General features: G+C 44.4%; 19 protein-coding genes. 8 read left to right on the top strand and 11 right to left on the bottom strand.

Annotation, left to right across the window (positions count from 1 at the left end; all coding sequences use genetic code 11):
* The first annotated feature begins 91 nt into the window (after window positions 1-91).
* Genes AACQ83_RS09240 through AACQ83_RS09220 form a run of 5 tightly spaced genes read left to right on the top strand, consistent with a single transcriptional unit; the run spans window position 92 to window position 6,619 of the window.
* On the top strand, window positions 92-2,836 hold the full coding sequence (locus AACQ83_RS09240; RefSeq protein WP_240000757.1) for a phosphoenolpyruvate synthase: 2,745 nt from the start codon (window positions 92-94) through the stop codon (window positions 2,834-2,836).
* Window positions 2,829-3,884, top strand: a complete 1,056-nt coding sequence (locus AACQ83_RS09235) for a hypothetical protein (RefSeq protein ID WP_112877207.1) — start codon at window positions 2,829-2,831, stop codon at window positions 3,882-3,884. Before AACQ83_RS09240 ends, AACQ83_RS09235 begins: the two co-directional genes overlap by 8 nt.
* The gene (locus AACQ83_RS09230) at window positions 3,881-5,467 is read left to right on the top strand and encodes a fatty acid CoA ligase family protein (protein ID WP_112877206.1); all 1,587 of its coding nucleotides are present in this window, start codon (window positions 3,881-3,883) and stop codon (window positions 5,465-5,467) included. The genes AACQ83_RS09235 and AACQ83_RS09230 overlap by 4 nt, the downstream gene beginning before the upstream one ends.
* Window positions 5,464-6,087 carry a CDP-alcohol phosphatidyltransferase family protein gene (locus AACQ83_RS09225; RefSeq protein ID WP_112877205.1) on the top strand — a complete coding sequence of 208 codons (624 nt, stop codon included), beginning with the start codon at window positions 5,464-5,466 and terminating at the stop codon, window positions 6,085-6,087. Before AACQ83_RS09230 ends, AACQ83_RS09225 begins: the two co-directional genes overlap by 4 nt.
* Window positions 6,077-6,619 (top strand): CDP-archaeol synthase, encoded by a 543-nt coding sequence (locus tag AACQ83_RS09220; protein WP_112877204.1) that lies wholly within the window; start codon window positions 6,077-6,079, stop codon window positions 6,617-6,619. The genes AACQ83_RS09225 and AACQ83_RS09220 overlap by 11 nt, the downstream gene beginning before the upstream one ends.
* 436 nt (window positions 6,620-7,055) lie before the next feature.
* On the opposite strand, the gene AACQ83_RS09215 is transcribed toward AACQ83_RS09220, so the two are convergent.
* The 3 genes from AACQ83_RS09215 to AACQ83_RS09205 are packed head-to-tail and all read right to left on the bottom strand — an operon-like array spanning window position 7,056 to window position 10,295.
* Window positions 7,056-8,171 (bottom strand): ABC transporter permease, encoded by a 1,116-nt coding sequence (locus AACQ83_RS09215; protein ID WP_112877203.1) that lies wholly within the window; start codon window positions 8,169-8,171, stop codon window positions 7,056-7,058.
* Window positions 8,171-9,316, bottom strand: a complete 1,146-nt coding sequence (locus AACQ83_RS09210; RefSeq protein WP_112877202.1) for an ABC transporter permease — start codon at window positions 9,314-9,316, stop codon at window positions 8,171-8,173. Before AACQ83_RS09210 ends, AACQ83_RS09215 begins: the two co-directional genes overlap by 1 nt.
* A gap of 7 nt (window positions 9,317-9,323) precedes the next feature.
* Window positions 9,324-10,295 (bottom strand): HlyD family secretion protein, encoded by a 972-nt coding sequence (locus tag AACQ83_RS09205; RefSeq protein WP_112877201.1) that lies wholly within the window; start codon window positions 10,293-10,295, stop codon window positions 9,324-9,326.
* 237 nt (window positions 10,296-10,532) lie between these two features.
* Here AACQ83_RS09205 and AACQ83_RS09200 point away from each other — a divergent pair, with 237 nt between their 5' ends.
* The 3 genes from AACQ83_RS09200 (at window position 10,533) to AACQ83_RS09190 (ending at window position 14,922) form a co-directional block, all read left to right on the top strand.
* Complete coding sequence (locus tag AACQ83_RS09200; RefSeq protein WP_112877200.1) at window positions 10,533-12,230, top strand: sensor histidine kinase; 1,698 nt, start codon at window positions 10,533-10,535, stop codon at window positions 12,228-12,230.
* Between the two features lie 2 nt (window positions 12,231-12,232).
* A complete protein-coding gene (gene btsR / locus AACQ83_RS09195) occupies window positions 12,233-12,949 on the top strand; it encodes a two-component system response regulator BtsR (protein WP_112877199.1) in 717 nt (238 codons plus the stop codon).
* 170 nt (window positions 12,950-13,119) lie between these two features.
* Entirely contained in the window at window positions 13,120-14,922 is a 1,803-nt protein-coding gene (locus tag AACQ83_RS09190; RefSeq protein ID WP_112877198.1) for a carbon starvation CstA family protein, read from the top strand.
* Window positions 14,923-15,061: 139 nt separating this feature from the next.
* Here the strand turns inward: AACQ83_RS09190 and AACQ83_RS09185 are convergent, their stop codons facing one another.
* The 8 genes from AACQ83_RS09185 to infB all read right to left on the bottom strand — a co-directional run bounded on the left by AACQ83_RS09185 (window position 15,062) and on the right by infB (window position 25,075).
* Window positions 15,062-16,975 (bottom strand): DEAD/DEAH family ATP-dependent RNA helicase, encoded by a 1,914-nt coding sequence (locus AACQ83_RS09185; protein WP_112877197.1) that lies wholly within the window; start codon window positions 16,973-16,975, stop codon window positions 15,062-15,064.
* Window positions 16,965-17,039, bottom strand: coding sequence for a protein YrbN (gene yrbN / locus AACQ83_RS24605; RefSeq protein WP_350385507.1), 75 nt, complete (start codon window positions 17,037-17,039; stop codon window positions 16,965-16,967). Before yrbN ends, AACQ83_RS09185 begins: the two co-directional genes overlap by 11 nt.
* A gap of 107 nt (window positions 17,040-17,146) precedes the next feature.
* Window positions 17,147-18,031 carry a lipoprotein NlpI gene (gene nlpI, locus AACQ83_RS09180; protein ID WP_112877196.1) on the bottom strand — a complete coding sequence of 295 codons (885 nt, stop codon included), beginning with the start codon at window positions 18,029-18,031 and terminating at the stop codon, window positions 17,147-17,149.
* Window positions 18,032-18,155: 124 nt separating this feature from the next.
* A complete protein-coding gene (gene pnp, locus AACQ83_RS09175) occupies window positions 18,156-20,285 on the bottom strand; it encodes a polyribonucleotide nucleotidyltransferase (protein WP_112877195.1) in 2,130 nt (709 codons plus the stop codon).
* A gap of 245 nt (window positions 20,286-20,530) precedes the next feature.
* Window positions 20,531-20,800, bottom strand: coding sequence for a 30S ribosomal protein S15 (gene rpsO, locus AACQ83_RS09170; RefSeq protein WP_015836102.1), 270 nt, complete (start codon window positions 20,798-20,800; stop codon window positions 20,531-20,533).
* 122 nt (window positions 20,801-20,922) lie between these two features.
* Window positions 20,923-21,870 (bottom strand): tRNA pseudouridine(55) synthase TruB, encoded by a 948-nt coding sequence (gene truB, locus AACQ83_RS09165; protein ID WP_112877194.1) that lies wholly within the window; start codon window positions 21,868-21,870, stop codon window positions 20,923-20,925.
* Window positions 21,870-22,280, bottom strand: a complete 411-nt coding sequence (rbfA, locus tag AACQ83_RS09160; protein ID WP_049585104.1) for a 30S ribosome-binding factor RbfA — start codon at window positions 22,278-22,280, stop codon at window positions 21,870-21,872. The genes truB and rbfA overlap by 1 nt, the downstream gene beginning before the upstream one ends.
* A 65-nt stretch (window positions 22,281-22,345) precedes the next feature.
* Window positions 22,346-25,075, bottom strand: coding sequence for a translation initiation factor IF-2 (gene infB, locus AACQ83_RS09155; protein ID WP_112877193.1), 2,730 nt, complete (start codon window positions 25,073-25,075; stop codon window positions 22,346-22,348).
* Between the last annotated feature and the right edge of the window lie 23 nt (window positions 25,076-25,098).

Genomic DNA, 25,098 nt, shown 5'->3' with positions numbered 1-25,098 from the left:
TATCTTATTGATCTATTAACGCCAACAATATTACATACAAATAAGAGCATGATGTAAGCAAGGTATACTATTGCTGTATTGGTGGAACAATATGAAATATCTCTACACGCAAGATAACGCTATTGAATTGGCGGAACATTCCTTAGGTGGAAAAGCAGCTAATTTATTATGGCTTACGCAAAACGGTTTTCCTGTACCTAATTATTGGGTCATCAGCAGCGAGGTACTTAATAGCCTACTCATCAACGATACGTTTGCAAGCAACATCATAGAGCAGTTGGCTACCGTACCACATGATATCAGCCAAGAAAAACTCGACGCTATTGCTGCGCCATTGCGTCAGTGGCTACAGTCGATTCCATTACCTACTAAATTAGAAGAAGAATTAGCTCTCTTGTCAGAGAATCACCCAGATGAATTTTTCGCTGTTCGCTCATCAGCCATTGGTGAGGATGCCGCCAATGCTTCTTTCGCCGGGCAGATGGACAGCTACCTATTTCAGCGGGGTAAATCAGCGCTTGCCAACAGCTTACGTGCCGTGATGGCCTCAGCTTTTAACACGCGTGCATTACAATATCGCCTACACAAACGGCTACCGATGGGCAATATCAGTAGTGCTGTCATCATTCAGAACATGGTTGCCGGTGAGGTTTCTGGTGTCATGTTTACTGCACACCCTGTTACGGGTAGCAGGCAACATTGCCTAATCTCATCCGCCTGGGGCACCGGAGAAGGCGTAGTTTCCGGCGAATGCGATACCGATGAATTTTCAGTTCATCTCACCACACCTGAGATCGAACGTCATATCACACAAAAAGAGACAGCAACTGTTTTCAATACCACCAACGGCAGCGGTACAGTAACAATACCCGTCGCGAAAGAAAAACAGTGGGAACCGACCTTACTCGATAATAAAATCTATGCATTACGAGATATTGGCAAAGAAATTGCGGCAGCTCGAGGGTGTCCACAAGATATCGAATGGACGATTCAAAACCATCAAATCTTTATTCTACAGACCCGGCCAATAACCCGATTGCCACGTCTGGATGATAAAAGCGAACGTCATATTATTTTCGATAATTCCAATATTCAGGAATCTTATTGTGGAATAACAACACCACTGACTTTCTCTTTTGCCCGGGCAGGTTATGCCACCGTTTATGAACAGACAATACGTGCTTTAGGTTGCTCAGATAAACAGGTTAACCAGCATCGTTCCATGTTGGAAAATATGCTCGGCTTAGTTAAAGGTAGGATCTATTACAACATCAATAATTGGTACAAAGGACTACTATTACTTCCCTCTTTCCAAACCAATAAAAAAGATATGGAAAGAATGATGGGGCTGGAAGACCCGGTTGATTTTATTGAGGATAAGACACTTTCACTGGGCGATAAAATAAAGAAACTGCCAAAAATGGGGTGGGCACTCCTGCGCTTGCTATATGCCTTTAGGACTATGGATCAACGGGTAGAACTATTCTTAGAGCAGTTTAAATGGCATGCTGCCGCCATAAAACAATCAGAGTTGCATACTTGCAACAGCGGCCAACTGATCGAAAAATTAAAATATCTGGATGAACATCTGCTACAACGCTGGACGACGCCGATCTTAAACGATTTCTACGTGATGATGTTTAATGGCCGGGTACATCGAGGGCTAATTGCTGCCGGTATTGAAAACTCATCTGCATTATTAGGTGATCTTCTTTCTGGGGATGAAGATATCGAAAGTACCCAGCCGACCAAAGTGCTATTAAAAATGTGCCAATATGCACGCCAGCACCCTGAGTTATGCAACCTGTTGACCCTCGGTGATGCGCGTACCCTGCTGACCCAAATACGCCCACTCGATGAATCATTCCACCAGCAGTGCATTGATTATATTAAAAAATATGGCGATCGTACGATGGGTGAATTGAAGCTGGAAACCATCACACTAAAACAAGATCCCAGTTTTTTATTTCTGATACTAAAAAACTACCTTGCTATCGATACCCTCACACCAGAGACGTTATCCAGCCGGGAAAGAAAGTTGCGTACTCAGGCCGAAAATACCGCATTTCAGCAAATACAGGAGCGACTTGGCTCCAAGCGTATGAACGCCTTTAAAAAGAATTTGCAGAAATTACGTCAAGCGATACGTCACCGGGAAAATATGCGTTTCACCCGAACTCGTATGTTTGGGCTGTATCGAGATATCTTCCTACAACTTGGTCAGGCATATGCATTAGAAGGGATACTCGCTGAACCCCGCGATATTTTTTATCTCACGTTAGAGGAGATCTACAGCGGCTACGAAGGAACAGCAATACAGACCCAACTTGAGCCTTTAGTTGCTATACGCAAGCAAGAATATGCCAACTACGAAACAGAGGATGAACCAGCTCATCACTTTTTCATTAGAGGCTCACTGTATCAACAGCAAGATTACAGCTATCCCTATCAGGAACAACAAGCCCCAACCGATAGCAGCATGCTACAGGGCATAGGTTGCTACCCAGGGCAAGTTGAAACAACTATCCGATTAATTAAAAACCCACAAGATGAAATGTCGCTGGCAGGGCAGATCCTGTGTACTATACGCACCGATCCCGGTTGGGCGCCGTTATTCCCTACAGCAGGCGGATTACTAATCGAGCGCGGTTCCACACTTTCACATTCCGCCGTTGTTGCTCGTGAACTGGGGATCCCCGCCATCGTCGGCATTCCCGCCGTCACACAAATTTTGAAAGATGGCGATCGGGTACACATGGATGGAGCAACTGGGACTGTTGTCCGCTTGCACGACACCACTGTAGAAGAGCTGACATCAAGGAGTGAACATGTCTAATATCTTCATGGGAGAGTGGTCTCCAGCCAATCCACTACCTGAAGGTTTTCTTGACCTTCCGCCCAGTATTTATCGCGATTGGCCGCTATGGCCTGGTGAAGACCGGGAAAAAGTACAACAGCAGTTCAGCCCGAAGAATTCTTGGTTTAATCACAGTAAAGCCTGGATTGGCTGCATTCCAGGGAAAGCTCGTCTTGTCGGCTTTTTAGTACCTCATAGAGTTGATGGCCGATCTGCTGCATTTTTCGGCTTTTGGGAAACTGATAATGACATAGCAAGCAACACCATGTTGTTTAGCGCTCTAGAACAATGGGCCAAGGAAAATGGTGCGTGCAATCTCTACGGGCCGATTAACTTTTCAACTTTCGGACACTACCGTGTTCGACTTGATCATTTTGATGTGCCTCCCTTTGAGCATGAGCCTTATAACCCTCCTTACTATCACCTTTTGTTAAAAGAGTTAGGGTTTGATATCCGTTATCGCTATACCTCGATATTCGACGATACCCAAGCAATAGCAGTCAACTTTCAACAAGCTCATCAACGCGCGCAAAAACTTCCTGATATTCAAGCAACATTATTACCATTAACACCAGAATTATGGATGCAAGAGCAAGTTAAACTTTATTCTTTTATCGACTCGGTGTTTGGTGAGAATTTCGCTTATACCACTCCATCTTGGTCAGCATTTCAACAGCACTGTGGTGAGGAGTTTATTAAACCTTTTTGCCGTTACCCTGCATCATTTCTAGCTAAAACTCCTAATGGCGAAATTGCCGGGTTAATTTTGAGTCTGTCAGTCCTGCAAAAAGGTCAGCCCGCCATCGGGCTGTTAAAAACTGTGGCAGTCGCACCGCAATACCGGGGCAGTCGGCTGTACAACACGCTGTACTGCTCATTTGAACAGAGCGCCAAACGTATTCATCCTCGTCTGGGAGGAGCCCTAATGCGTGAAGATAATACCTCGCTCAAGACCGCAGGACGGCTTTTCAACACACCGGCTGCCACCAAACATCAATACGCGCTTTATTACAGGAGGATCGCATGACAAATATTTGTCAGCCCATTGTCGATGCAGCCCAAAAGCACCCTGAGCATTTAGCGCTGCAAGCACCACATTCACTGGATCATGGTAGAGGTTTAAGCTTTCAGGAATTTTTTTCTCATGCCTCCCATTTTCAGTATCAGTTAACTCAAGCTGGGTTCGTCGCTGGCGATCGCTTGTTAGTGATTATCCAACCAAGCTTAGTACTTTATCCATTGCTTATCGCCATTCTGGGGCTAGGGCTAGTTCCCGTTATGCTTGAGCGCGGGCTTGCCAAAAAGCAACTGAGAGAGATACTGCGCCACAGTAAATTATCGGCGGTGATCACTCAACCTACGTTAGGAAAATTCTGGTTTCTGATCCCTGAACTGTGGCGACTGCGACGTTTTGTCATCGGACAACGTATCTTGGGCATGAAAGTGCTGGAAACACCCAATCAACATTTACCACTGAGTAGCTTTATCTGCCGAGATTTACCGTCGTATACAACTGGGTTAATTACCTTTACCTCGGGTTCTACCGGCACACCCAAAGGCGCAAACCGCACTCATGACAGCTTGCTAGCACAACTTTATGCCATAACAGCACTTTTTGCCGAAGGAAAGAATGAGATAGATCTACACAGTTTCCCCGTTATGGTGCTGCACTCATTATGCTGCGGCAACAGCAGTATCCTGCCTGATTTTGACTTTGCCCATCCCGCAACCGTCGATCCGCAGAAGATCGTCAAGCAAGTGCAAGACAAAGGTGTTACATGCCTCAGCGGTGCTCCCGCCTATATGAACAAAGTCACCAGTTATGCTAAGAGCAAAGGGTTGTCATTCCCTAACGTGCGAACAGTCATCGTAGGTGGTGCGCCTGCCAATAAGGCTCTGCTTGAAAACTGCCTGACAGTCTTTCCACATGCTCAGCATTTAGTGGTCTATGGTTCCACCGAGGTTGAACCGATCAGTACCGTCGAAATGACGACTCAATTAAACCACTGGGCAGCTCATGATGGTTATTTGGTTGGAAAACCGGTTACACAAGCAGAAATATGTATCCGGGAAATAACGGCTAACCCCCAACAAATTACCCCACTAGCTGCCGGTAATGTCGGTGAAATCTTGGTTGCCGGGCCACATGTGCTCAAAGACTATATTGATAATCCTCAAGCAACGAAAGAAAACAAACTCCCACGTAAACAGGGAAGCATTTGGCACTGTACCGGTGACGTCGGCTATCTGGATACGACAGGACAGCTCTGGCTACTTGGACGGGTAAAAGATAAAGTGGTGTTAGATGATGGTCATATCATCCATCCCTACGTACTGGAAAAAAGGATCAATGAACTGCCTGGGATCACTCAAAGCGCATTCGTGTTACATCCTTTAGGTGGAGCCGCCCTGATACTGGAAAGCGCCACACTACCGACAGATTTACCCGCTATTTTAGACGAGCTGGATCTCACGCAGGTTACTCGTATTTATTGTGCTAATCCTATCCCTGTTGACATTCGTCATAACAGCAAAATAAACCGCATCGCGCTGATCAATATGCTCGGTAAAGGCCAATTATCTTCCGTTCCACACAAGGAAAAATTATGAATAATAATCATTTCATCATTCATCTAAACAGAGCAGACTATATTACTATCGTTGGGGCGGTCTTTAGCGCGCTTGCCGTAGCAGCCGCATTACAACATTGGTATTACTTAGCCATTGCGTTTTTGTATCTTGCCATGCTTGGCGACGCGCTTGATGGCATGCTAGCCAGACACTTAAATATTGTGCGCCCATTCGGTCGTTATCTTGATGGATTTATGGATCAACTTATTTACTTGATCTCTCCAGCCATTATCCTCTACCTTTCCGGTTATCAATCTTGGCATTCCCTGTTTATTATCTTAATGATCATTAGCGGTTGCCTGAGATTATCTGTATTTAATGAAGTCGGTAATATTCAGAACGAAAACCAGCTCTCCTATCTCGGTATGCCGGTATTCTGGAGCTTATTTATTATCAGTGGTTATGCTTTGGTAAGCTTGGTAGTCGAGCAATGGTTAAGCCATCTCTTACTGACATTAGCGCTCCTTACATTCAGTATCGCCATGCTATGGGATCGTCCGTTTTATAAGTTCAAGAGTCTCAATACTATCATCAGTACAACACTTGCAGGGTTTGCTTTATTTACCGGTCTTCATTTCTGGAGTCTTTATGCTCAATAGTTTTTACCACGGATGGATTCTACTGCTCCCCGTCATCCTTGGTGGTTGTTTACATATGGTGATTGTGACGAAAAACTATTTTGCCTGCTTGGCAATCCCAGTACACCAACGTTATTTCGGCCGTAACAAGACCTGGCGCGGTTTTATTGTTGTACCCATTATTACCGCGCTATTTTCGCTATTGTGGTTAGTTCTCGGCACCGGAATCCAAGACTCGATTATTCCCCAGACTATTTCCTCCTGTTTACTTACCGGTTTTCTGGCGGGTTTCGGCTATGTTCTTTTCGAATTGCCAAACTCCTGGCTAAAAAGGAAACTCGGCGCACCACCGGGACAACACCCAGAGCAAAATAAGCGATTGTTTATTTTATTCGATCAACTTGATTCCGCTATTGGCGTCACAATAGTCTATTTTATTTATCTTAATCTTACTTATATCGATGCGCTTTTCTTTTTCTTCTGTTTTTTAATCAGTGCCTTTGTTACTAAAAATACATTATTTTTGCTTTCGCTGAAAAAAACGAGATTCTAAGCGAGAAAATCAAATAGAAATATTGCAGGAAAATGGCTTCCTTTAACGGAAGCCTCTTAGAACAAGCAGATCTTAAGTATCATCACCAACGGAACACGCATTCTATAGCATTCCCAGATAGTCAGCTATCAAAGTAGATATTGAATAAAGGAGTTAATGGTGAAATTTTTATAAAAATCTGGAAAATGTAACCTCGAAGCCTAATAGAAAGAAACTATCGACAAAACGCAATTTATAGATATCTTGATGGAATCTAATCAGATTACCAGAAAGCATATACCCTATGGATTTCAAGATGCATCGCGGCGGCAAGGGAGCGAATCCCCGGGAGCATAGATAACGATGTGACCGGGGTGAGTGAGTGCAGCCAACAAAGAGGCAACTTGAAAGATGACGGGTATAAATCATCATTTGAATAACCTACATAAATAATAGGTTATTTTCCTAAATTCCTCTGACGCACCATACCGATAAGAATCCCTAGCAGGGTATAAATCACACCAAGGACCAACATCATAGCAATATCTCCCAATACACCCTGTAATGGCAACCCCATCTGGTTAACACCAGCAATCGCTTTTGTTGCCCAAGTAGACGGTAAAGCCGAAGAGATTGCTCTTACCCAATCAGGCATTGCCTGTACCGGCCAAATGGTGCCGGAAATATAGAACACAGGCGTTGTAAGTAAAGCGATCGTCAAATAGATCATCTCTACACTGCGCATACATTCTGTCACTAATTTCCCTAATCCAAGCACTGCCAACATAAACAGAAAAGTCAGCATTAATAGCAAAGGAATAGATGCTTCCTGCCGATATCCCAATACCCACGGCCAAAGCACAAAAAAGATGATGGAAAGAAAAAGCCAAATCGGTAATAGCGCCGACAGCGCTCCCAAATAGACAGGCAATGGTGGTTTACCTTTCGGTGTACCACGTATCGTAATACTGACCCGCACACAAGATATCAATAGCGAGTGTTGTAATAACATCACTAATAAACCGGGAAAAACAATTGCGGCAAAACTGACACCAGGGTTAAATAATCCAATAGTTTCACTACGAATCGGCATTAATAATAATTTTGTCTGTTCAGGACTAAAACCATATTTCAATAATAATTTGCTGTTATATTCGTTTAGCAATTGCCGGTGAGCAGAAGTCAATTCTTGTTGAATTTGTCCATTAGCAAGACGACTGGTTGCATCGCCATAAATCGGAAAGGTGATATTTTTTCCATTAAGGATATTTTTCTCCAAGTCCGCCGGGATGATAATAATCGCAAAAATTTCACGTAGCAGTAGATCGTGACGAGCATCAGCCAGATTGTCATAACTGTGGACAGCAATTTTAGCCGTAGAATTAAGCTGGCGTATCAAAGCACGACTAGCAGGACTGTGATCTTGGTCGATCACGGCAACCGGTAGATCCCATACTGTTGGCCGGACATATACCAAACTCATCATACACAAGGAAACTAGCATCAACATCCACATGGGCTTTTCCAACATTCCCATTAATACCCGGCGAAAAGTTTGCCAATACATCTGCATTATTCATCACCCTGTGGCAAGCCAAGCCGTTTAAATAACCGGTTTCGCACTAGCAGAAAGCAAACGACCGGATAAATAAGCAATAAAGCACAAACAGATAAAATACCCAGTAAAGAAACCTCACGCAGAAAAATATCAAACATCGCATTTAGTGCGTGCGTCAAAGGCTCAATATTGGCAATTATCCGCGCCGGCAATATCATTGATAATTCTGGCACTGACATACCTGAAAAAGTTGTCGCAATACTGACTAGCACTCCGATTAAACTGTAAGCCGTCAGTGTGCTATTAGTGAAAGTAAACAACAACAAGCCAATACTTTGAGCGGCAATAACATAGAAGAAACCCACTATCACCATATATATTGGGTTACCATTCACTTTTGCATCAAATATACCAATCAGAGCCGCCAATTCTACGATTAACAACAAAGTAAAAAACAGGGTATAAGGCGCCAGTTTTCCCAATAGAGCAAAAGTAAACGGTTTCATTGTCATCAGCATTTTGCTGCGTGCCATGCTATAAATCGTGCAGGTTACAACAAAAAGCTGTAACAAATGGATTGTAGCCGCAAACTGCTGATAATAGATGTAACTACCGCTGGCATTAAAAAGGCTGTCATAAACGAGCGTAACATTGGCTAATGGAGGTAACTGATGGCCCATTTCTGTCGCCAATATAGAACGGTACTTCGCATTAATCTCTGCCATTAATCCACTGAGATCTTGAATAGAATAACTTCCGGCACCATAAAACAACGCGTTGTAATACATACGCACGGTCGGCTGATGTCCTGTAAGTGCATTAGCTTCAAAATCGTGCGGGATATAAAGTAAGGAGTAATCCTTAGCACTGCCAAGCCGTTCAAGAGATTCCTGCAATCCACCATCATAAGATTTAATCTGCGCATGAGAAGCCGCATTCAGGTTACGTATTAGATGACGTGACAGCGGACTCTGATCATTATCAACCACCGATACTGGCAGATTGAGCAATGTCCCTTCTGAGAAATTAGCACTGATAAGCACAAATAGCATCAACGGGAATAACCAGCTTAACCAGTGAAAAACTGGACTACGAATCACAGCCCGGATTTCTTGGCTAAAAGCACACTCGAAACCACGCCATGCAACCTTGTTCCGCATCAGTCACCTACTTATCCCAACGCCACAATGCACTCATACCAGGACGTAAACCTTCAATAGGCTGTAAGGAATACAAGCGCACTTCAAAGGTTCTTAAATCGAAATCACCGGTGGCACGAGTGGCACGTTTAGTCGCGTAATCACCCATTGGAGAGATATAACGAACTTCGGCTTCAATCTCTTTATCACCTAGCGCAGGTATACGAAGTTTGACTTTATCCCCTTTGTGCACCTTTGCCAGAATGTCTTCCCGCAGGTTATAAATAAAATAAGCTTCTGGTACACGGATTAATGCCACTAAGGGGCTATTAGCACTAAATAATTCACCAACTTCTGCCGGAATCGGCCCAACCTCCCCCGCGACAGGTGCTTTGACCTGCAAATCATTACTCTGGGTTTGTAACTCAATCAGTTGCTGTTCAGCCTGACGTAAAGCCGCTGCATATTTCTGACGCAGTTCAATCCTGTCACCATGCATACCTTCATCCAATACCGCTTTTGCACTCTGCATTTTCTGATAGGCAACATCTCTACTTCTGTGAGCATTATCTAGATCGTTCCGTGAAACATAGCCTTTAGATGCTATATTCTGAATACGATCATATTCACGTACCGCGTTATCATATTCGGCCTGAGCTTGTGCCAAACCCGCTTCCAAATTTCGAATACTTTCTTCACGTGTTCCATGAAGAGATTGTTCCAACTGCGCTTTGGCTTGATAACGAGCAGCTTCTAATGAAGCAACCTGGGCCAGTAATTCAGGGCTTTCAAGTGTAATCAGTAACTGCCCTGCCTTAACATCATCTCCTCGCTCAACGTGACGTTTAATCACTCGTCCCTTAGCTTTAGATGCCACAATTACTTCCGGTGCATCAACTTCACCTTGCAACAATAAATATTGGTTATGGGAACGAAATAACACAGCCATTGCTGTGAGCAAAATAACCAGTAAAATCGTAAAAAGTGTTCTTTTTTTCATGATGTCTTACACATCCAAAATTACCCGACTCGAAACTAACGCTATAGCTTCGCATTGTTCTACGGAAAATTTCTTATATGTTTGTGCGTATAATCACTGATAGAAAGGAAAACGCTTTATAATAGTGTCGTGGTTTATGATTCTTGTCAAATATTAACCCACTTAAACTAAACTTTTAATAATATTATTAGCTGTTTCTGTAAACTAATAACATCCATAAATCCTCCCGGAAAGTTTATGTACGAATTTAATCTTGTATTGTTATTACTACAACAGATGTGTGTTTATTTGGTTATCGCCTGGCTACTAAGTAAAACACCGCTATTTATTCCACTGTTACAAGTGACTGTACGTTTACCTCATAAGTTGCTGTGTTATGTTACTTTTTCCATTTTCTGTATTATGGGAACTTATTTTGGACTGCATGTAGGTGATTCCATTGCCAATACCCGAGCTATTGGCGCTGTCCTTGGCGGACTTCTGGGTGGACCCGGTGTCGGCGCACTGGTGGGATTAACCGGTGGACTGCACCGCTATTCTCTTGGTGGGATGACCGCTTTCAGTTGCATGATATCGACCATTATTGAAGGTTTAATCGGCGGCATTATTCACAGCTATCTGATGAAACGTGGTCAGATAAACCGACTGATTAATCCCTGGACAGCCGCTATCGTCACGTTTTGTGCTGAAATAATACAAATGGGCATTTTACTACTGCTCTCTCGTCCATACAGTGAAGCATTAGCGTTGGTCAAAAATATCGCCGCCCCCATGATCGTCACCAATAGTATCGGCTCAGCAATGTTTATACGTATCCTGCTTGACCGACGCGCGATATTTGAAAAATACACCAGTGCATTTTCTGCTCAGGCACTAAAAATCGCTGTCTATACCGAAGGTATTCTGCGAAAAGGATTTAATGAAAATAACAGTATGAAGGTAGCGAAAGTTATTTATCAACAACTGGAAATAGGCGCAGTGGCTATTACAGATAGAGAAAAACTCCTGGCGTTTATTGGTATCGGTTCAGATCATCACCTCCCTGGAACACCTATTTCTTCAGAACAATCTCGTCGAGCAATTGAAAATAATGAAGTGGTTTATGCCGATGGCAATGAAATACCCTACCGTTGTTCAATCAATCCAACCTGCAAATTGGGTTCCACTCTGGTTATTCCACTACAGGGAGAAAATCAGCAAGTTATCGGCGCAATCAAACTTTATGAAGCCAAAAACCGTCTGTTCAGCTCAATCAATCGCCCCTTGGGGGAAGGTATTGCCAGTTTATTATCCGCCCAAATCCTCGCAGGGCAGTATGAACGTAACAAACAATCACTACTTCAATCAGAAATTAAGCTGCTTCATGCGCAAGTGAATCCTCACTTTTTATTTAATGCCTTAAATACCCTGCAAGCAGTGATCCGACGGGACAGTTATCAAGCAGGTCAATTAGTACAATATCTCTCAACCTTTTTCCGTAAAAACTTGAAACGGTCAGAAGAGATTGTCACGCTGTCTGATGAAATAGAGCATGTGAATGCTTACTTACAAATTGAGAAGGCGCGTTTCCGTGAGCATCTGCAAATAAATATTGAACTGCCGGAATCTCTGATTCACGCCAAATTACCCGCTTTTTCTCTCCAGCCAATAGTAGAAAATGCGATCAAACACGGCACATCACAGTTATTAGAAACCGGCAGAGTTACTATTCGTGCTCATCAGCAGAATCAATTGTTGATACTGGAAGTGGAAGATAATGCTGGTCTTTATAAATCGGTCTCTATGGGGGATGGACTAGGAATGAGTCTGGTAGATAAACGGCTACGACTTCGCTATGGTGAAAATTATGGCGTGCAAATAGATTGCCAGCCAGAAAAATTTACCCGCGTAATTTTACACTTGCCACTCATTAAAGAGGCTAATAAAACTGTGTGAATATGAATATATTAATTGTTGATGACGAACCGCTTGCGCGAGAAAACCTACGTTGTTTGCTAGAAGAAGAACATGATATTCAAATTATTGGCGAATGCGCCAATGCCGTTGAAGCCATTGGCGCCATACATCATCTAAAACCCGATGTTGTATTTTTGGATATCCAGATGCCACGCATCACCGGATTGGAAATGGTTGGTATGCTCGATCCAGAGCATCGTCCCTATATTGTTTTCCTGACCGCATTTGATGAATATGCAATACAAGCGTTTGAAGAGCACGCATTTGACTATTTATTAAAACCACTGGAAAAAAACCGTCTAACCAAAACCTTACAACGATTACGGCAAGGGTATCAGAAACAGGATATTTCCACCCTGAAAGCAGAAGAGCCGCTGAAATATATCCCATGCACCGGCCACAGCCGAATCTGGCTTGTGCAGCTGGATGAAATCCTTTATGTCGCCTCCCGCCCAAGTGGAGTTTATGTTATGTGTACCAATGGGCAGGAAGGATTTACTGAACTAACACTTCGCACATTAGAAACCCGCACACCAATGATGAGAAATCATCGTCAATATCTGGTCAATATGACCCATCTGCGCGAAATCCTATTTGGTGATCACGGACAGGCCGAACTGATTCTACGCAATGGCAAAACTATCCCCGTCAGCCGCCGTTATTTGAAACCATTGAAAGAGGCACTAGGATTGAAGTAACCATGACACTCATCATCTTTTCAGCGGGTTAATCTGTTCTTACTCACCGCTCACCTGCTGAATCTGACCACTTAACCCGCCATACAACCACTCACTTAGACACTCCCTTATAGCTTCCTTTACCTATGACAAGATACGAGTAAAAATTTATAACTCTCAGGAGAAGAGAAATGCAACACGCTCTCACATTTGTCATTGCAACGTTGTGTATTCTGGTTATCTGCTACCGCTTGTACGGCGTATTCTTCGTTAAAAAGGTACTGAAAGCAGATGACAGCGAGGTTACACCTTCCCATTTACTGGAAGACGGTAAAGATTATGTACCCACGAAAAAATGGGTCAATTTTGGTAGCCACTTCGCAGCAATCGCAGCCGCAGGACCTCTGGTTGGCCCTGTATTAGCAGCTCAATACGGTTATTTGCCAAGTATGTTATGGCTACTAATCGGCTGTGTTATCGGCGGGGCCGTGCATGATACGGTTGTTTTATTCGCCTCAATGAAACATAGTGGTAAATCCCTGTCAGAAGTTGCCAAAACAGAACTTGGTCCAATTGCTGGTTGGTGCACCGGCCTTGCGATGTTGTTCATCATTACGATTACTATGGCAGGTCTCTCTATGGTGGTCGTTCATGCACTAGAACGTAATCCCTGGGGAACATTTGCAGTATTTATGACCATTCCGGTCGCAATCGGAGTCGGTCTATGGGAGCGCTTCACAGGTAATATGCGCGGGGCAACTTGGGTAGGTATTATCACCATTATGGCTTGTGTGATTGCCGGCCCTTACATTCAGGCATCTGCTTTCGGTGAATGGCTGAGTCTGCGTACATCAACTGTCAGCTTGGCACTGCCAATCTATGCGTTTTTTGCCACCGCTCTGCCTGTATGGATGTTATTGACTCCCCGTGGTTATCTTTCCAGTTTTATGAAAATCGGTGTATTCGGCGCACTAGTTGTGGGAGTCATCTTTATTAACCCGGAGATCCAATTCCCGGCAGTCACTGAATTTATTCATGGCAATGGCCCTGTACTGGCCGGTCCAGTGTGGCCGTTTATCTCCATCACCATTGCGTGTGGCGCTATTTCTGGTTTTCATGCATTTATCGGCTCTGGCACAACACCAAAGCAGATCGATAAGTGGAGTGATATTCTGCCCGTGGGTTTCGGTGCAATGCTGGCAGAATGTGTCGTTGGTGTCATGGCGTTGATCGCTGCCACTTCCCTATATCCTGCTGACTATTTCGCTATTAACTCCTCCCCAGAGGTCTTTGCTACATTGGGTATGGATGTTATCCATCTACCAAAACTGAGTCAGGAAATTGGTCTGGATCTGTATGGCCGTACCGGTGGCGCAGTCACATTGGCGGTTGGTATGGCAGATATCTTCACCCGCATTCCTTGGTTCAGCCAGCTAGCATCCTACTTTTTCCAGTTCGTCGTCATGTTTGAAGCCGTATTTATCCTGACAGCGGTTGATTCCGGTACGCGTGTTGCCCGCTACCTGCTGCAAGATTTCCTGGGCGATATATGGGCACCTCTGAAACGTATCGACTGGTTACCGGGTTCCATTGGTTGCAGTATCGTTGCCTGTTTACTGTGGGGCTACTTACTAAATTCCGGCGATATCAATTCAGTCTGGGCACTATTCGGGGTATCCAATCAACTGATGGCCTCCATCGGCCTGATGATTGGTGCAACAATTATCCTACGTCTGTCTGAAAAACGCTGGTATACGCTGACCTGCCTGATACCACTCGCTTACCTGTACGTTACTGTGAACTATGCTGCTTACTGGATGGTGAAGAATGTTTACTTCAACTCCGCAACAAAAGGTTTCAACATCTTCAACGGAACAATCTCCATTGTGATGGTTATCCTCGGCATTGTGATTATGGTCTCTTCCATTATGCAATGGCTGAAACTATGGCGCACCCGCAGTGCAGGTAATCCCGTTGAAGCATTAAGTAACTGATCTCTTCCTGCATATTAAAAGCTGCCTTTTGTATAAAAAGCAGCTTTTTTTATTATAAAAATATTGAAGCAATTAACTGGCAACAAAAACGGCTCCTGTAAAAAGAGCCGCTTTACTATTTAAATATCAGTCCAGGTGATTACTGTGCGTTACTATTGTTATAACGACGGCGTGGAGCAGATGAACCATGATCATCACCACGACCACGGAAACTGCTACGGCTTTGGCTTTCACCACGACCTTCACCACTGCGGCGTTCACCATTGAAGCGACGGCCACCACCATTGAAACTCTCACGATCACGACGGGGGCCATTACCGTTACCGTTACCATTGCCGTTACGCCCACCACCACGACGTTCGCGGCGTTCAAATGGCTGTGCATCACCCATTAACTGCATATTCATTGGCTTATTCAGAATGCGGGTACGGGTAAAGTGGGATAACAAATCACCTGGCATGCCTTTTGGCAATTCAATCGTGGAATGCGTTGCAAACAATTTGATGTTGCCAATATAACGGCTGCTGATATCACCTTCGTTAGCAATCGCACCAACGATATGACGAACTTCAACACCATCATCGCGACCCACTTCAATACGGTATAACTCCATTTCACCGACATCACGGCGTTCACGACGAGGACGATCACTACGTTCGCCACGATCATCAAAGCCACTACGACGACGATCATCACGTTCGTTGAATTCGCGGCGAGGACGACGAACCGGATCCGGAGGCAGAATCAACGGGCGCTCACCCTGTGCCATTTTCAATAATGCGGCTGCCAGCGTTTCTATATCCAAATCTTCTGCAGGTTGCAGTTTAGACAACAGAGTACGGTACTGATCCAGATCGCTACTTTCCAATTGCTGCTGTACATTAGTAGCAAATTTTTCCAGACGACGCTGACTCAGCAATTCAGCATTTGGCAGTTCAACTTCCGGGATAGTCAGCTTCATTGTACGTTCAACGTTACGTAACAAGCGACGTTCACGGTTTTCTACAAACAACAGCGCACGACCTGCACGACCTGCACGGCCAGTACGGCCAATACGGTGAACATAAGATTCCGCATCCATTGGAATGTCATAGTTAACAACCAAGCTGATGCGTTCAACATCCAGGCCACGCGCTGCAACATCAGTTGCAATCAAAATATCCAAACGGCCATCTTTCAGACGTTCCAATGTCTGCTCACGCAGTGCCTGGTTCATATCACCGTTTAGCGCCGCACTGTTGTAGCCATTACGCTCCAGTGCTTCTGCCACTTCCAACGTTGCGTTTTTGGTGCGCACAAAAATAATCGCGGCATCAAAATCCTCTGCTTCAAGGAAACGCACCAAAGCTTCATTTTTACGCATACCGTAAACAGACCAATAGCTCTGGCTGATGTCAGGACGGGTCGTTACACTCGCTTGGATACGCACTTCTTGCGGATCGTTCATAAAACGACGAGTAATGCGACGAATAGCTTCTGGCATAGTTGCAGAGAACAGCGCAGTCTGATGTTCAGCAGGGATCTGGCTCATGATGTTTTCAACATCTTCGATAAAGCCCATACGCAGCATTTCGTCTGCTTCATCCAAAACTAAACCGCTCAGGTTAGACAGATCCAACGTACCACGCTTCAGATGGTCCAGAAGACGTCCTGGTGTACCCACAACAATTTGTGGCCCTTGACGTAAAGCACGTAACTGAACGTCATAACGTTGCCCACCATACAGTGCAACAACATTCACGTTACGCATATGTTTAGAAAAATCTGCGCACGCTTCGGCTACCTGTACCGCCAGTTCACGGGTCGGTGCCAACACAAGGATCTGCGGAGCTTTCAACTCAGCATTGATGTTATGCAATAAAGGCAAACTGAATGCCGCTGTTTTACCACTCCCCGTCTGCGCCATACCTAGTACGTCACGGCCATTTAATAAATGGGGAATACATTGTTGCTGAATTGGAGATGGCTTTTCATAGCCAAGATCTTCCAGTGCAGAAAGGATAGGTGCTGATAAACCCAGATCAGCAAAAGAGATTTCAGTCTCAGTGGTCATGTAATGGTGCCTCATTAGTTATGGCGGCCAGTCTACATAACGCATCGAAAAAAATTTCGGTCATTTTCATTTAAAATGTGAACTGGCTCAAAGTATTTAATTAAACGAACAAATAAGCCCTCATCGGTCAAGATGATGGACTTTGCAAATCAATCTCGAAATGTTCGTCAGCTATTGCTGGTCCGATTCTGATAGGTCATCTTGTTCCTGGCCTAACAGCGCCAATTCCAACAATGCATAGCGGTGCTCAACAAAGTTATGTGCATTGTTAGCTACCGTCAGCTTGAATAACGCAGATGCGCTATCCTTGTCCCCCAGACTTAGGTAATGTTTACCTAAATAGAAGTCAGTTTCACTGAGATGCTCAGCGAGCGAAGTGTTATCCGTTGCATTCTCTTTCAAGCGGTTCATCAATGTATATTCACTAATTTTGCCTAAATAGAATTCAACTATATTCCAGCCCCATTGCCCCCGGTTCGCTTTTTCGTAGTGTTGCGACAAGTTCACCATCGCCCCTTTAGGATAAAATTCCTTTTCCACCAGGTACAACCACAACGAACGGAAAGGATCATTTGGATCGTCTTGATAAAACGCCTGCAGATCATCCTGCGCTAACTTATACCGACCACCGTAATACAACGCGATGCCACGGTTAAGACGCGCGTAATTGTAAGTTGGATCAAGCTCTAATACAGAATCAAACGCTTCATAGGCGGCATCAAAATTGCCAACCTGTGTGAAGTAAATTCCCAGATAATTAAAAATCTCTGGAATATTAGGCCGAATAGATAAGGCAACAGAAAAATCATTCCGTGCCAAAGCCCTTAGCCCGAGACTATCATACAGCACACCTCTCTCATATAAAAGCTGTGCGTACTCATCTTCTGTCAATGACCGACTCGCAAGAATCTGTTCCATACGAGCCAGAATGACTTCTTGTTGCAATGAAGGTTGTAACGGAATAGCAAAAACTTCGTTTTTACGCCAATCCTTGCTGCTGCATCCTGCCAAAAGAAGTATTGCTACAGCATAACACCAGCGCAGAAAAAGATTCATTTCCTACTCCCGAAAGTCAGACATTGATTAAGAATGCCCTATCACCCATATTGCATTTATTGGGCCTCCTGCCCTGAGTCTATAAACGGCGCTTTTTTACAAGACGCCGTTTATAACATCAAATTTATTCTGCTGATTGTGGAGCCAGTGGTGTATCCTCGGCAATTACGCCGACTGTCGCTTCTTTAATACTCAGGCGAACACGACCCTGGCGATCAATTTCCAGAACTTTAACTGAGACTTCCTGACCAACCTGCAAATAGTCAGCCACTTTCTCAACACGCTTATCAGCAATCTGAGAAATATGTACCAGACCTTCTTTACCACCACCGATAGCAACAAACGCGCCAAAATCAACGATGCGGGTTACTTTACCAATGTAAACACGAGCAACTTCGATTTCAGCAGTGATTTCTTCAATGCGACTGATGGCATGTTTTGCTTTTTCACCATCAGTTGCAGCAATTTTCACTGTGCCATCATCTTCAATCTCAATGGTAGTACCAGTTTCTTCTGTCAGTGCACGGATAACTGAACCACCTTTACCGATAACATCTTTGATCTTATCAGGATTGATCTTAATGGTATGAATACGTGGTGCAAATTCAGAAATATCATTACGTGGGCTGTTAATTGCCTGTTCCATTACACTCAGGATATGCAAACGCGCACCTTTTGCCTGATTCAGAGCAATTTGCATAATTTCACGGGTAATGCCTTCAATTTTGATGTCCATTTGCAGCGCGCTGATACCTTCACAGCTACCCGCTACTTTAAAGTCCATGTCTCCCAAATGATCTTCATCACCCAAGATGTCAGACAGAACAACAAAATTATCGCCTTCTTTCACTAACCCCATTGCAATACCAGCAACAGCAGCTTTAATCGGCACACCCGCGTCCATTAACGCAAGAGATGCCCCACAAACAGATGCCATTGAAGACGAGCCGTTTGATTCCGTGATTTCAGAAACAACCCGAACGGTATATGGGAATTCGTTAGCTTTTGGCATAACTGCCGCCACACTACGTTTAGCCAGACGACCATGACCAATTTCACGACGTTTTGGTGAACCCATCATACCTGTTTCACCAACAGAATATGGCGGGAAGTTGTAGTGCAATAGGAAACGATCTGTACGCTCTCCCATCAACTCGTCAATGATCTGTGCATCACGTTCCGTACCCAAAGTCGCAGTAACCAAAGCCTGAGTTTCACCACGGGTAAACAGCGCAGAGCCATGAGTTCGGGGCAGAACACCAGTACGTACATCCAATGCACGCACCATATCTTTTTCACGACCATCAATACGTGGTTCACCACACAAGACTCGGCTACGAACAACTTTTTTCTCTAAGCTACCCAAAATTTCATGGATTTCAGCTTCTTCTAAAGCCTCATCCTGTTCCAACAGCGCTGCCGTAACTTCCTCTTTGATAGCATCAACCTGAGCATAACGCTCCTGTTTTTCAGTGATACGATAAGCATCACCCAGACGGCCTTCTGCCAATTCAGCTACACGGTCATGCAACGCTTGATTAACAGGTTCTGGCACCCAATTCCATTTTTCTTTGCCTGCTTCCGCAGCCAACGCATTAATGTTATCAATAACCACCTGTTGTTGATCATGGCCGAATACTACCGCACCTAACATTTGCTCTTCAGTTAAAATGTCTGCTTCAGACTCAACCATCAGAACAGCACCAGCAGTACCTGAAACCACCAGATCCAAACGGCTATTTTTCAGCTCATCACTGGTTGGGTTCAGCACATACTGATCATTAATATAACCAACACGAGCAGCACCAATTGGGCCATTGAACGGGATACCAGATAGTGCCAACGCAGCAGAAGCACCGATCATTGCAACAATATCTGGGTTAACTTGCGGGTTAACAGAAACAACTGTTGCTACAATCTGCACCTCGTTCAGGAAACCTTCCGGGAACAGAGGACGCAGAGGACGATCAATCAAACGAGCGACTAACGTTTCTCCTTCACCAGGACGACCTTCACGACGAAAGAAGCTGCCTGGAACACGACCAGCAGCATAAGTACGCTCCTGATAGTTAACAGTCAGTGGAAAGAAATCCTGACCTTCTTTTACTTTCTTTTGGCCAACAACAGTGACAAATACAGCCGTGTCATCCATATTGACCATGACAGCAGCTGTGGCCTGGCGGGCCATCATACCTGTTTCGATAGCAACGGTATGTTGACCATATTGAAATTTACGAACAATCGGATTCAGCAAAATAATATCCTTTCGTTAATATTGCCTTTTATATTCAGCAGACAACAATGAATGATCTCTCCATGCCACATCCTCGCGACTAACGACAGGTCTTACTCCCTTAAGCACTCTCATTAGCCGCGCGAACCTCTGTAACTGAAGAGCCTTAACAAAAACCACCACCAGCATTTTTGTGCTGTTATCTATGATGGCTTCTCAGAAGAAAAGGGGCCATATATGGCCCCTTTCCACTGAAACTTGCTTGATTAGCGACGCAGGCCAAGACGCCCAATCAGCGCAGTGTAACTTGTTACATTTTTACGCTTCAGATAGTCCAAAAGTTTACGACGCTGAGAAACCATGCGCAGCAGACCACGACGGCTGTGGTGATCCTTTTTGTGCTCTGAAAAATGGCCTTGCAAGTGGTTAATTTGTGCAGTTAACAAAGCAATCTGTACTTCACTAGAGCCACTGTCATTCGCATCACGACCAAATTCAGCAATAATTTGCGCTTTTGCTTCAGTACTTAGAGACATATTACAACTCCAAAAATATATAAACTAAAATTACAGGTGCCGATCTCTAATTCAGCCACCCAACATATAACTGCGCCATTCTACGCTGCAAATAAGTTAAGCGCAAGATAACCCAAAATACCCTAATCCCGGCTTTCAACAACTAAACGGCGGGGAGCAACAAGCCCATCATCATTGATAACAGCAATGCCAATGAATTTCCGTTCATCACCTTCAGTTACACGTACCATACTTTCAACTAAAGCTGGGGATTTGGCACTGCGCACCGCCTGACCTTGTTTAAAATAAGCCGCAACTACTGGAATCAAATTAACCTCTGGGAAATGAGCAATTGCACTATCCATTGGTAATAGTAATGAATCAATTAATTCGCCCACAGGTATTTCCTGATCTTTGGCTTGCTGTTGTAATTCATATAATTGCTCAAGTGTCACCATGCGATCATTTGGATAATTCGCTACCTGTAAACGTCTTAAATAAATAACGTGAGCACCACAGCCTAATAATTCACCTAAGTCATCAATAATAGTGCGAATATAAGTGCCTTTCGAACAGTGTATTTCCAATTCCAGTTCATCATCTTCCCAACGGATAAACTGTAATTCATAGACTGTAATTGGCCGTGCTTCGCGTTCTACCTCAATACCCTGACGAGCATACTCATACAATGGTTTTCCCTGATATTTCAGTGCAGAATACATGGAAGGAATTTGCATGATATCACCAAGGAATTTATCCAAAGCTGCATCAAGTTGAACCTGACTTAGCTGGATTGCCCTTTCACTGATGATTTGCCCGTGTGAATCAGATGTGTCAGTTCGCTGACCAAGACGAGCTATCACTCGATAACGCTTGTCAGAATCAAGTAAGAACTGGGAAAACTTCGTCGCTTCACCAAGGCAAACCGGTAGCATACCGGTTGCCAGTGGATCCAACGCGCCAGTGTGACCAGCTTTGCTAGCGTTGAAAATACGTTTTACTTTTTGTAACGCATCATTAGAAGAAATATCCTGCGGCTTATCCAGTAACAACACACCATGTATATCACGACCACGACGACGATGCCCCATTACTTCTCCTCTTTGTGATCCGCAGAAGCCCGGCGCTGTTCATCATTCTTTACAACATTAGTAACCAGATTGGACATCCTCATCCCCTCTACCAGGGAATTATCGTAGGAGAAAGTCAGTTCTGGTACGACACGCAAACGCATTGCTTTACCCAACAGAGAGCGAATAAAACCAGAAGCTTCATTCAATGCCTTAATACCATTCTTTACCACATCGGAATCATGTTCTTCAGTCAACACATTCAGAAAAGTGACGAATACTTTGGCATAAGCCAAATCACGAGAAACTTCAACGCCAGAAACAGTCGCCATACCGATTCGGGGATCTTTCACTTCTCGCTGTAAAATGATGGCAATCTCTTTTTGCATTTCCTGTGCAACGCGCTGAGTACGACTGAATTCTCTTGCCATTGTTATATCTCCTGACATTTGGGGGGCAAAAGCCCCCCAATAATGAAATTAACCAGTGGTAGGAATTAAGCGATAGATCGTTTAACTTCAATAACTTCAAATACTTCGATCATGTCACCAACACGAACATCGTTGTAGTTCTTAACACCGATACCACATTCCATGCCATTACGGACTTCGTTAACGTCATCTTTAAAGCGGCGAAGGGATTCCAATTCACCTTCATAAATCACTACGTTATCACGCAACACGCGAATTGGATTATTACGTTTAATAGTACCTTCAGTCACCATACAACCTGCAATCGCACCAAATTTCGGTGATTTAAACACATCACGAACTTCTGCTAGTCCTATGATCTGCTGTTTATATTCAGGTGCCAGCATACCACTCATTGCCTGTTTAACCTCATCAATCAGGCTATAGATAACAGAGTAATAACGCAGATCCAAACTTTCATTTTCAACAACTCGGCGTGCAGAAGCATCGGCGCGAACATTGAAGCCTAGAATAATTGCATTAGAAGCAGCAGCCAGTGTTGCATCAGTTTCAGTAATACCACCTACGCCAGAGCCGATGATTTTCACTTTCACTTCATCAGTAGACAATTGTTCCAATGCTTCGCGGATCGCTTCACATGATCCCTGAACATCAGATTTCAGAACAATATTCAATTCAGAAACTTCACCTTCTTCCATGTTAGCAAACATGTTTTCCAGTTTAGATTTCTGCTGGCGAGCCAGTTTGACCTCACGGAATTTACCCTGACGATACAGAGCAACTTCACGAGCTTTCTTCTCATCACGTACAACCGTTGCTTCATCACCAGCCGCAGGTACGTTGGATAGGCCAAGGATTTCCACTGGAATAGATGGCCCCGCAGAGAACACTTCACGACCTAGCTCGTCACGCATTGCCCGAACTCGTCCATATTCAAAGCCACAAAGTACTATATCACCTTTGTTCAAAGTACCTTCCTGAACCAGCACTGTCGCGACCGGACCACGGCCTTTATCCAAGAATGATTCGATAACAACGCCGCTTGCCATACCAGAACGGACTGCTTTTAGTTCAAGAACTTCAGCTTGAAGTAAGATTGCGTCCAGCAATTCATCAATACCAATACCCGCTTTAGCGGATACATTGATAAACTGAGTTTCACCACCCCATTCTTCAGGCTGAACACCGTGCTGAGAAAGCTCACTCTTCACGCGATCCGGATCAGCTTCTGGTTTGTCGATCTTGTTAACCGCAACAACTACAGGCACATTCGCTGCTTTTGCATGCTGAATAGCTTCGATAGTCTGAGGCATCACGCCATCATCAGCAGCAACAACCAGGACCACGATGTCGGTAGCTTTTGCACCGCGTGCACGCATTGAAGTAAATGCAGCATGCCCTGGGGTATCCAAGAAAGTAATCATGCCACTTTCAGTTTCAACATGGTAAGCACCGATATGCTGAGTAATACCACCCGCCTCACCAGAAGCAACTTTCGTAGAACGAATATAATCCAGCAGAGAAGTTTTACCGTGGTCAACGTGACCCATGATGGTCACAACCGGCGCACGCGATTCAGCAACAGCTTCACCTATATCGCGGTCGCTCATCAGCGCTTCTTCCAGCTCATTCTCACGACGCAGGATAACTTTATGACCCATTTCTTCAGCAACCAGCTGTGCAGTTTCCTGATCGATCACCTGGTTGATAGTTGCCATTGCACCCATTTTCATCATGGCTTTGATGACCTGAGAACCTTTGACAGCCATTTTATTCGCCAATTCAGCAACTGTAATAGTTTCACCGATCACAACATCACGGTTAACAGCAGCTACAGGCTTATTGAAGCTTTGTTGCAATGTACTGGTTTTACGTTGCTTGCCTTTTGTACGACCAACTGCACGGGCTTCTTCACGATCTGCTTTAGATTCAGAATGTTTATTATTTTTCTTCTGGCGAGTAGCCTTACCACTACGACTGCGGGCACGACGATCACCTTCAACTTTAGCATCATTTTCGTCTTCTGCTGCACGGGCATGACGGGAGGTAGTGACATGATAATCATCGCTATCAATGGAATCTGAATCACTTGACCACTTATCCTGATTCTCTTCAGCCATACGACGAGCTTCCTCAGCAACGCGTTTAGCTTCTTCCTCTACCTTACGACGCATCTCTTCTTCTGCTTTACGCTTAAGATCGGCAGCTTCTGCTTCACGGCGTGCTTTTTCACTTTGAGTTGTTTTATCAGTCTGTGCTGGTTTTTGTTTATGTTCGGTATGTTGATTGGTCACTTTTTCATTTTCCGCTGCCGGGCGCTTAGCTTTTTCAGCTGCTTCACGTTTGGCCTTGTCTTCTGCCTCACGTTTAGCCTGCTCTTCAGCGAGTTTCTTCGCTGCTGTTTCAGCTTCGCGTTGCGCTTTTTCTTCTGCTTCGCGCCGTGCTTGCTCTTCCGCTTCACGCTTCGCCTGATCTTCCGCTTTAGCCTGTTCAACTGCATCACGGTTCACATATGTACGCTTTTTGCGGACCTCAACGGCTACCGGTTTGCTTTTACCATCGGTGCCTGAAACATTCAACGTACTACGTGTCTTACGCTGCAATGTTAATTTATCGGGTTTACCAGCTGAACCACCTTGTTCGCGGTTCAAATGTGCCAGTAAAGCTTCTTTTTCTTTCTGGGAGACAAAATCAGTTTCGGTTTTTTTAATCCCTGCATCAGCAAATTGCTGTACCAGGCGATCAACCGAAGTCTGTATCTCTTCTGCCAGTGATTTTACGGTTACATCTGTCATGCTGTTCCTTCCTGCTACGGTTT

The organism is Photorhabdus sp. S10-54, from assembly GCF_963878145.1.
Classification (GTDB): Bacteria; Pseudomonadota; Gammaproteobacteria; order Enterobacterales; family Enterobacteriaceae; genus Photorhabdus; species Photorhabdus kayaii.
This window is presented reverse-complemented; position numbering and strand designations above follow the sequence as displayed.

What these genes read in the sequence shown, in the direction of transcription:
- AACQ83_RS09230 (WP_112877206.1), top strand. Translation starts at nt 3,881, where the DNA reads ATGACAAATATTTGTCAGCCCATTGTCGATGCAGCCCAAAAGCACCCT.
- infB (WP_112877193.1), bottom strand. Translation starts at nt 25,075, where the DNA reads ATGACAGATGTAACCGTAAAATCACTGGCAGAAGAGATACAGACTTCG.
- AACQ83_RS09220 (WP_112877204.1), top strand. Translation starts at nt 6,077, where the DNA reads ATGCTCAATAGTTTTTACCACGGATGGATTCTACTGCTCCCCGTCATC.
- AACQ83_RS09185 (WP_112877197.1), bottom strand. Translation starts at nt 16,975, where the DNA reads ATGACCACTGAGACTGAAATCTCTTTTGCTGATCTGGGTTTATCAGCA.
- rbfA (WP_049585104.1), bottom strand. Translation starts at nt 22,280, where the DNA reads ATGGCAAGAGAATTCAGTCGTACTCAGCGCGTTGCACAGGAAATGCAA.
- AACQ83_RS09210 (WP_112877202.1), bottom strand. Translation starts at nt 9,316, where the DNA reads ATGCGGAACAAGGTTGCATGGCGTGGTTTCGAGTGTGCTTTTAGCCAA.
- AACQ83_RS09215 (WP_112877203.1), bottom strand. Translation starts at nt 8,171, where the DNA reads ATGCAGATGTATTGGCAAACTTTTCGCCGGGTATTAATGGGAATGTTG.
- nlpI (WP_112877196.1), bottom strand. Translation starts at nt 18,031, where the DNA reads ATGAATCTTTTTCTGCGCTGGTGTTATGCTGTAGCAATACTTCTTTTG.
- AACQ83_RS09190 (WP_112877198.1), top strand. Translation starts at nt 13,120, where the DNA reads ATGCAACACGCTCTCACATTTGTCATTGCAACGTTGTGTATTCTGGTT.
- btsR (WP_112877199.1), top strand. Translation starts at nt 12,233, where the DNA reads ATGAATATATTAATTGTTGATGACGAACCGCTTGCGCGAGAAAACCTA.
- AACQ83_RS09200 (WP_112877200.1), top strand. Translation starts at nt 10,533, where the DNA reads ATGTACGAATTTAATCTTGTATTGTTATTACTACAACAGATGTGTGTT.
- truB (WP_112877194.1), bottom strand. Translation starts at nt 21,870, where the DNA reads ATGGGGCATCGTCGTCGTGGTCGTGATATACATGGTGTGTTGTTACTG.
- AACQ83_RS09240 (WP_240000757.1), top strand. Translation starts at nt 92, where the DNA reads ATGAAATATCTCTACACGCAAGATAACGCTATTGAATTGGCGGAACAT.
- AACQ83_RS09205 (WP_112877201.1), bottom strand. Translation starts at nt 10,295, where the DNA reads ATGAAAAAAAGAACACTTTTTACGATTTTACTGGTTATTTTGCTCACA.
- AACQ83_RS09235 (WP_112877207.1), top strand. Translation starts at nt 2,829, where the DNA reads ATGTCTAATATCTTCATGGGAGAGTGGTCTCCAGCCAATCCACTACCT.
- AACQ83_RS09225 (WP_112877205.1), top strand. Translation starts at nt 5,464, where the DNA reads ATGAATAATAATCATTTCATCATTCATCTAAACAGAGCAGACTATATT.
- rpsO (WP_015836102.1), bottom strand. Translation starts at nt 20,800, where the DNA reads ATGTCTCTAAGTACTGAAGCAAAAGCGCAAATTATTGCTGAATTTGGT.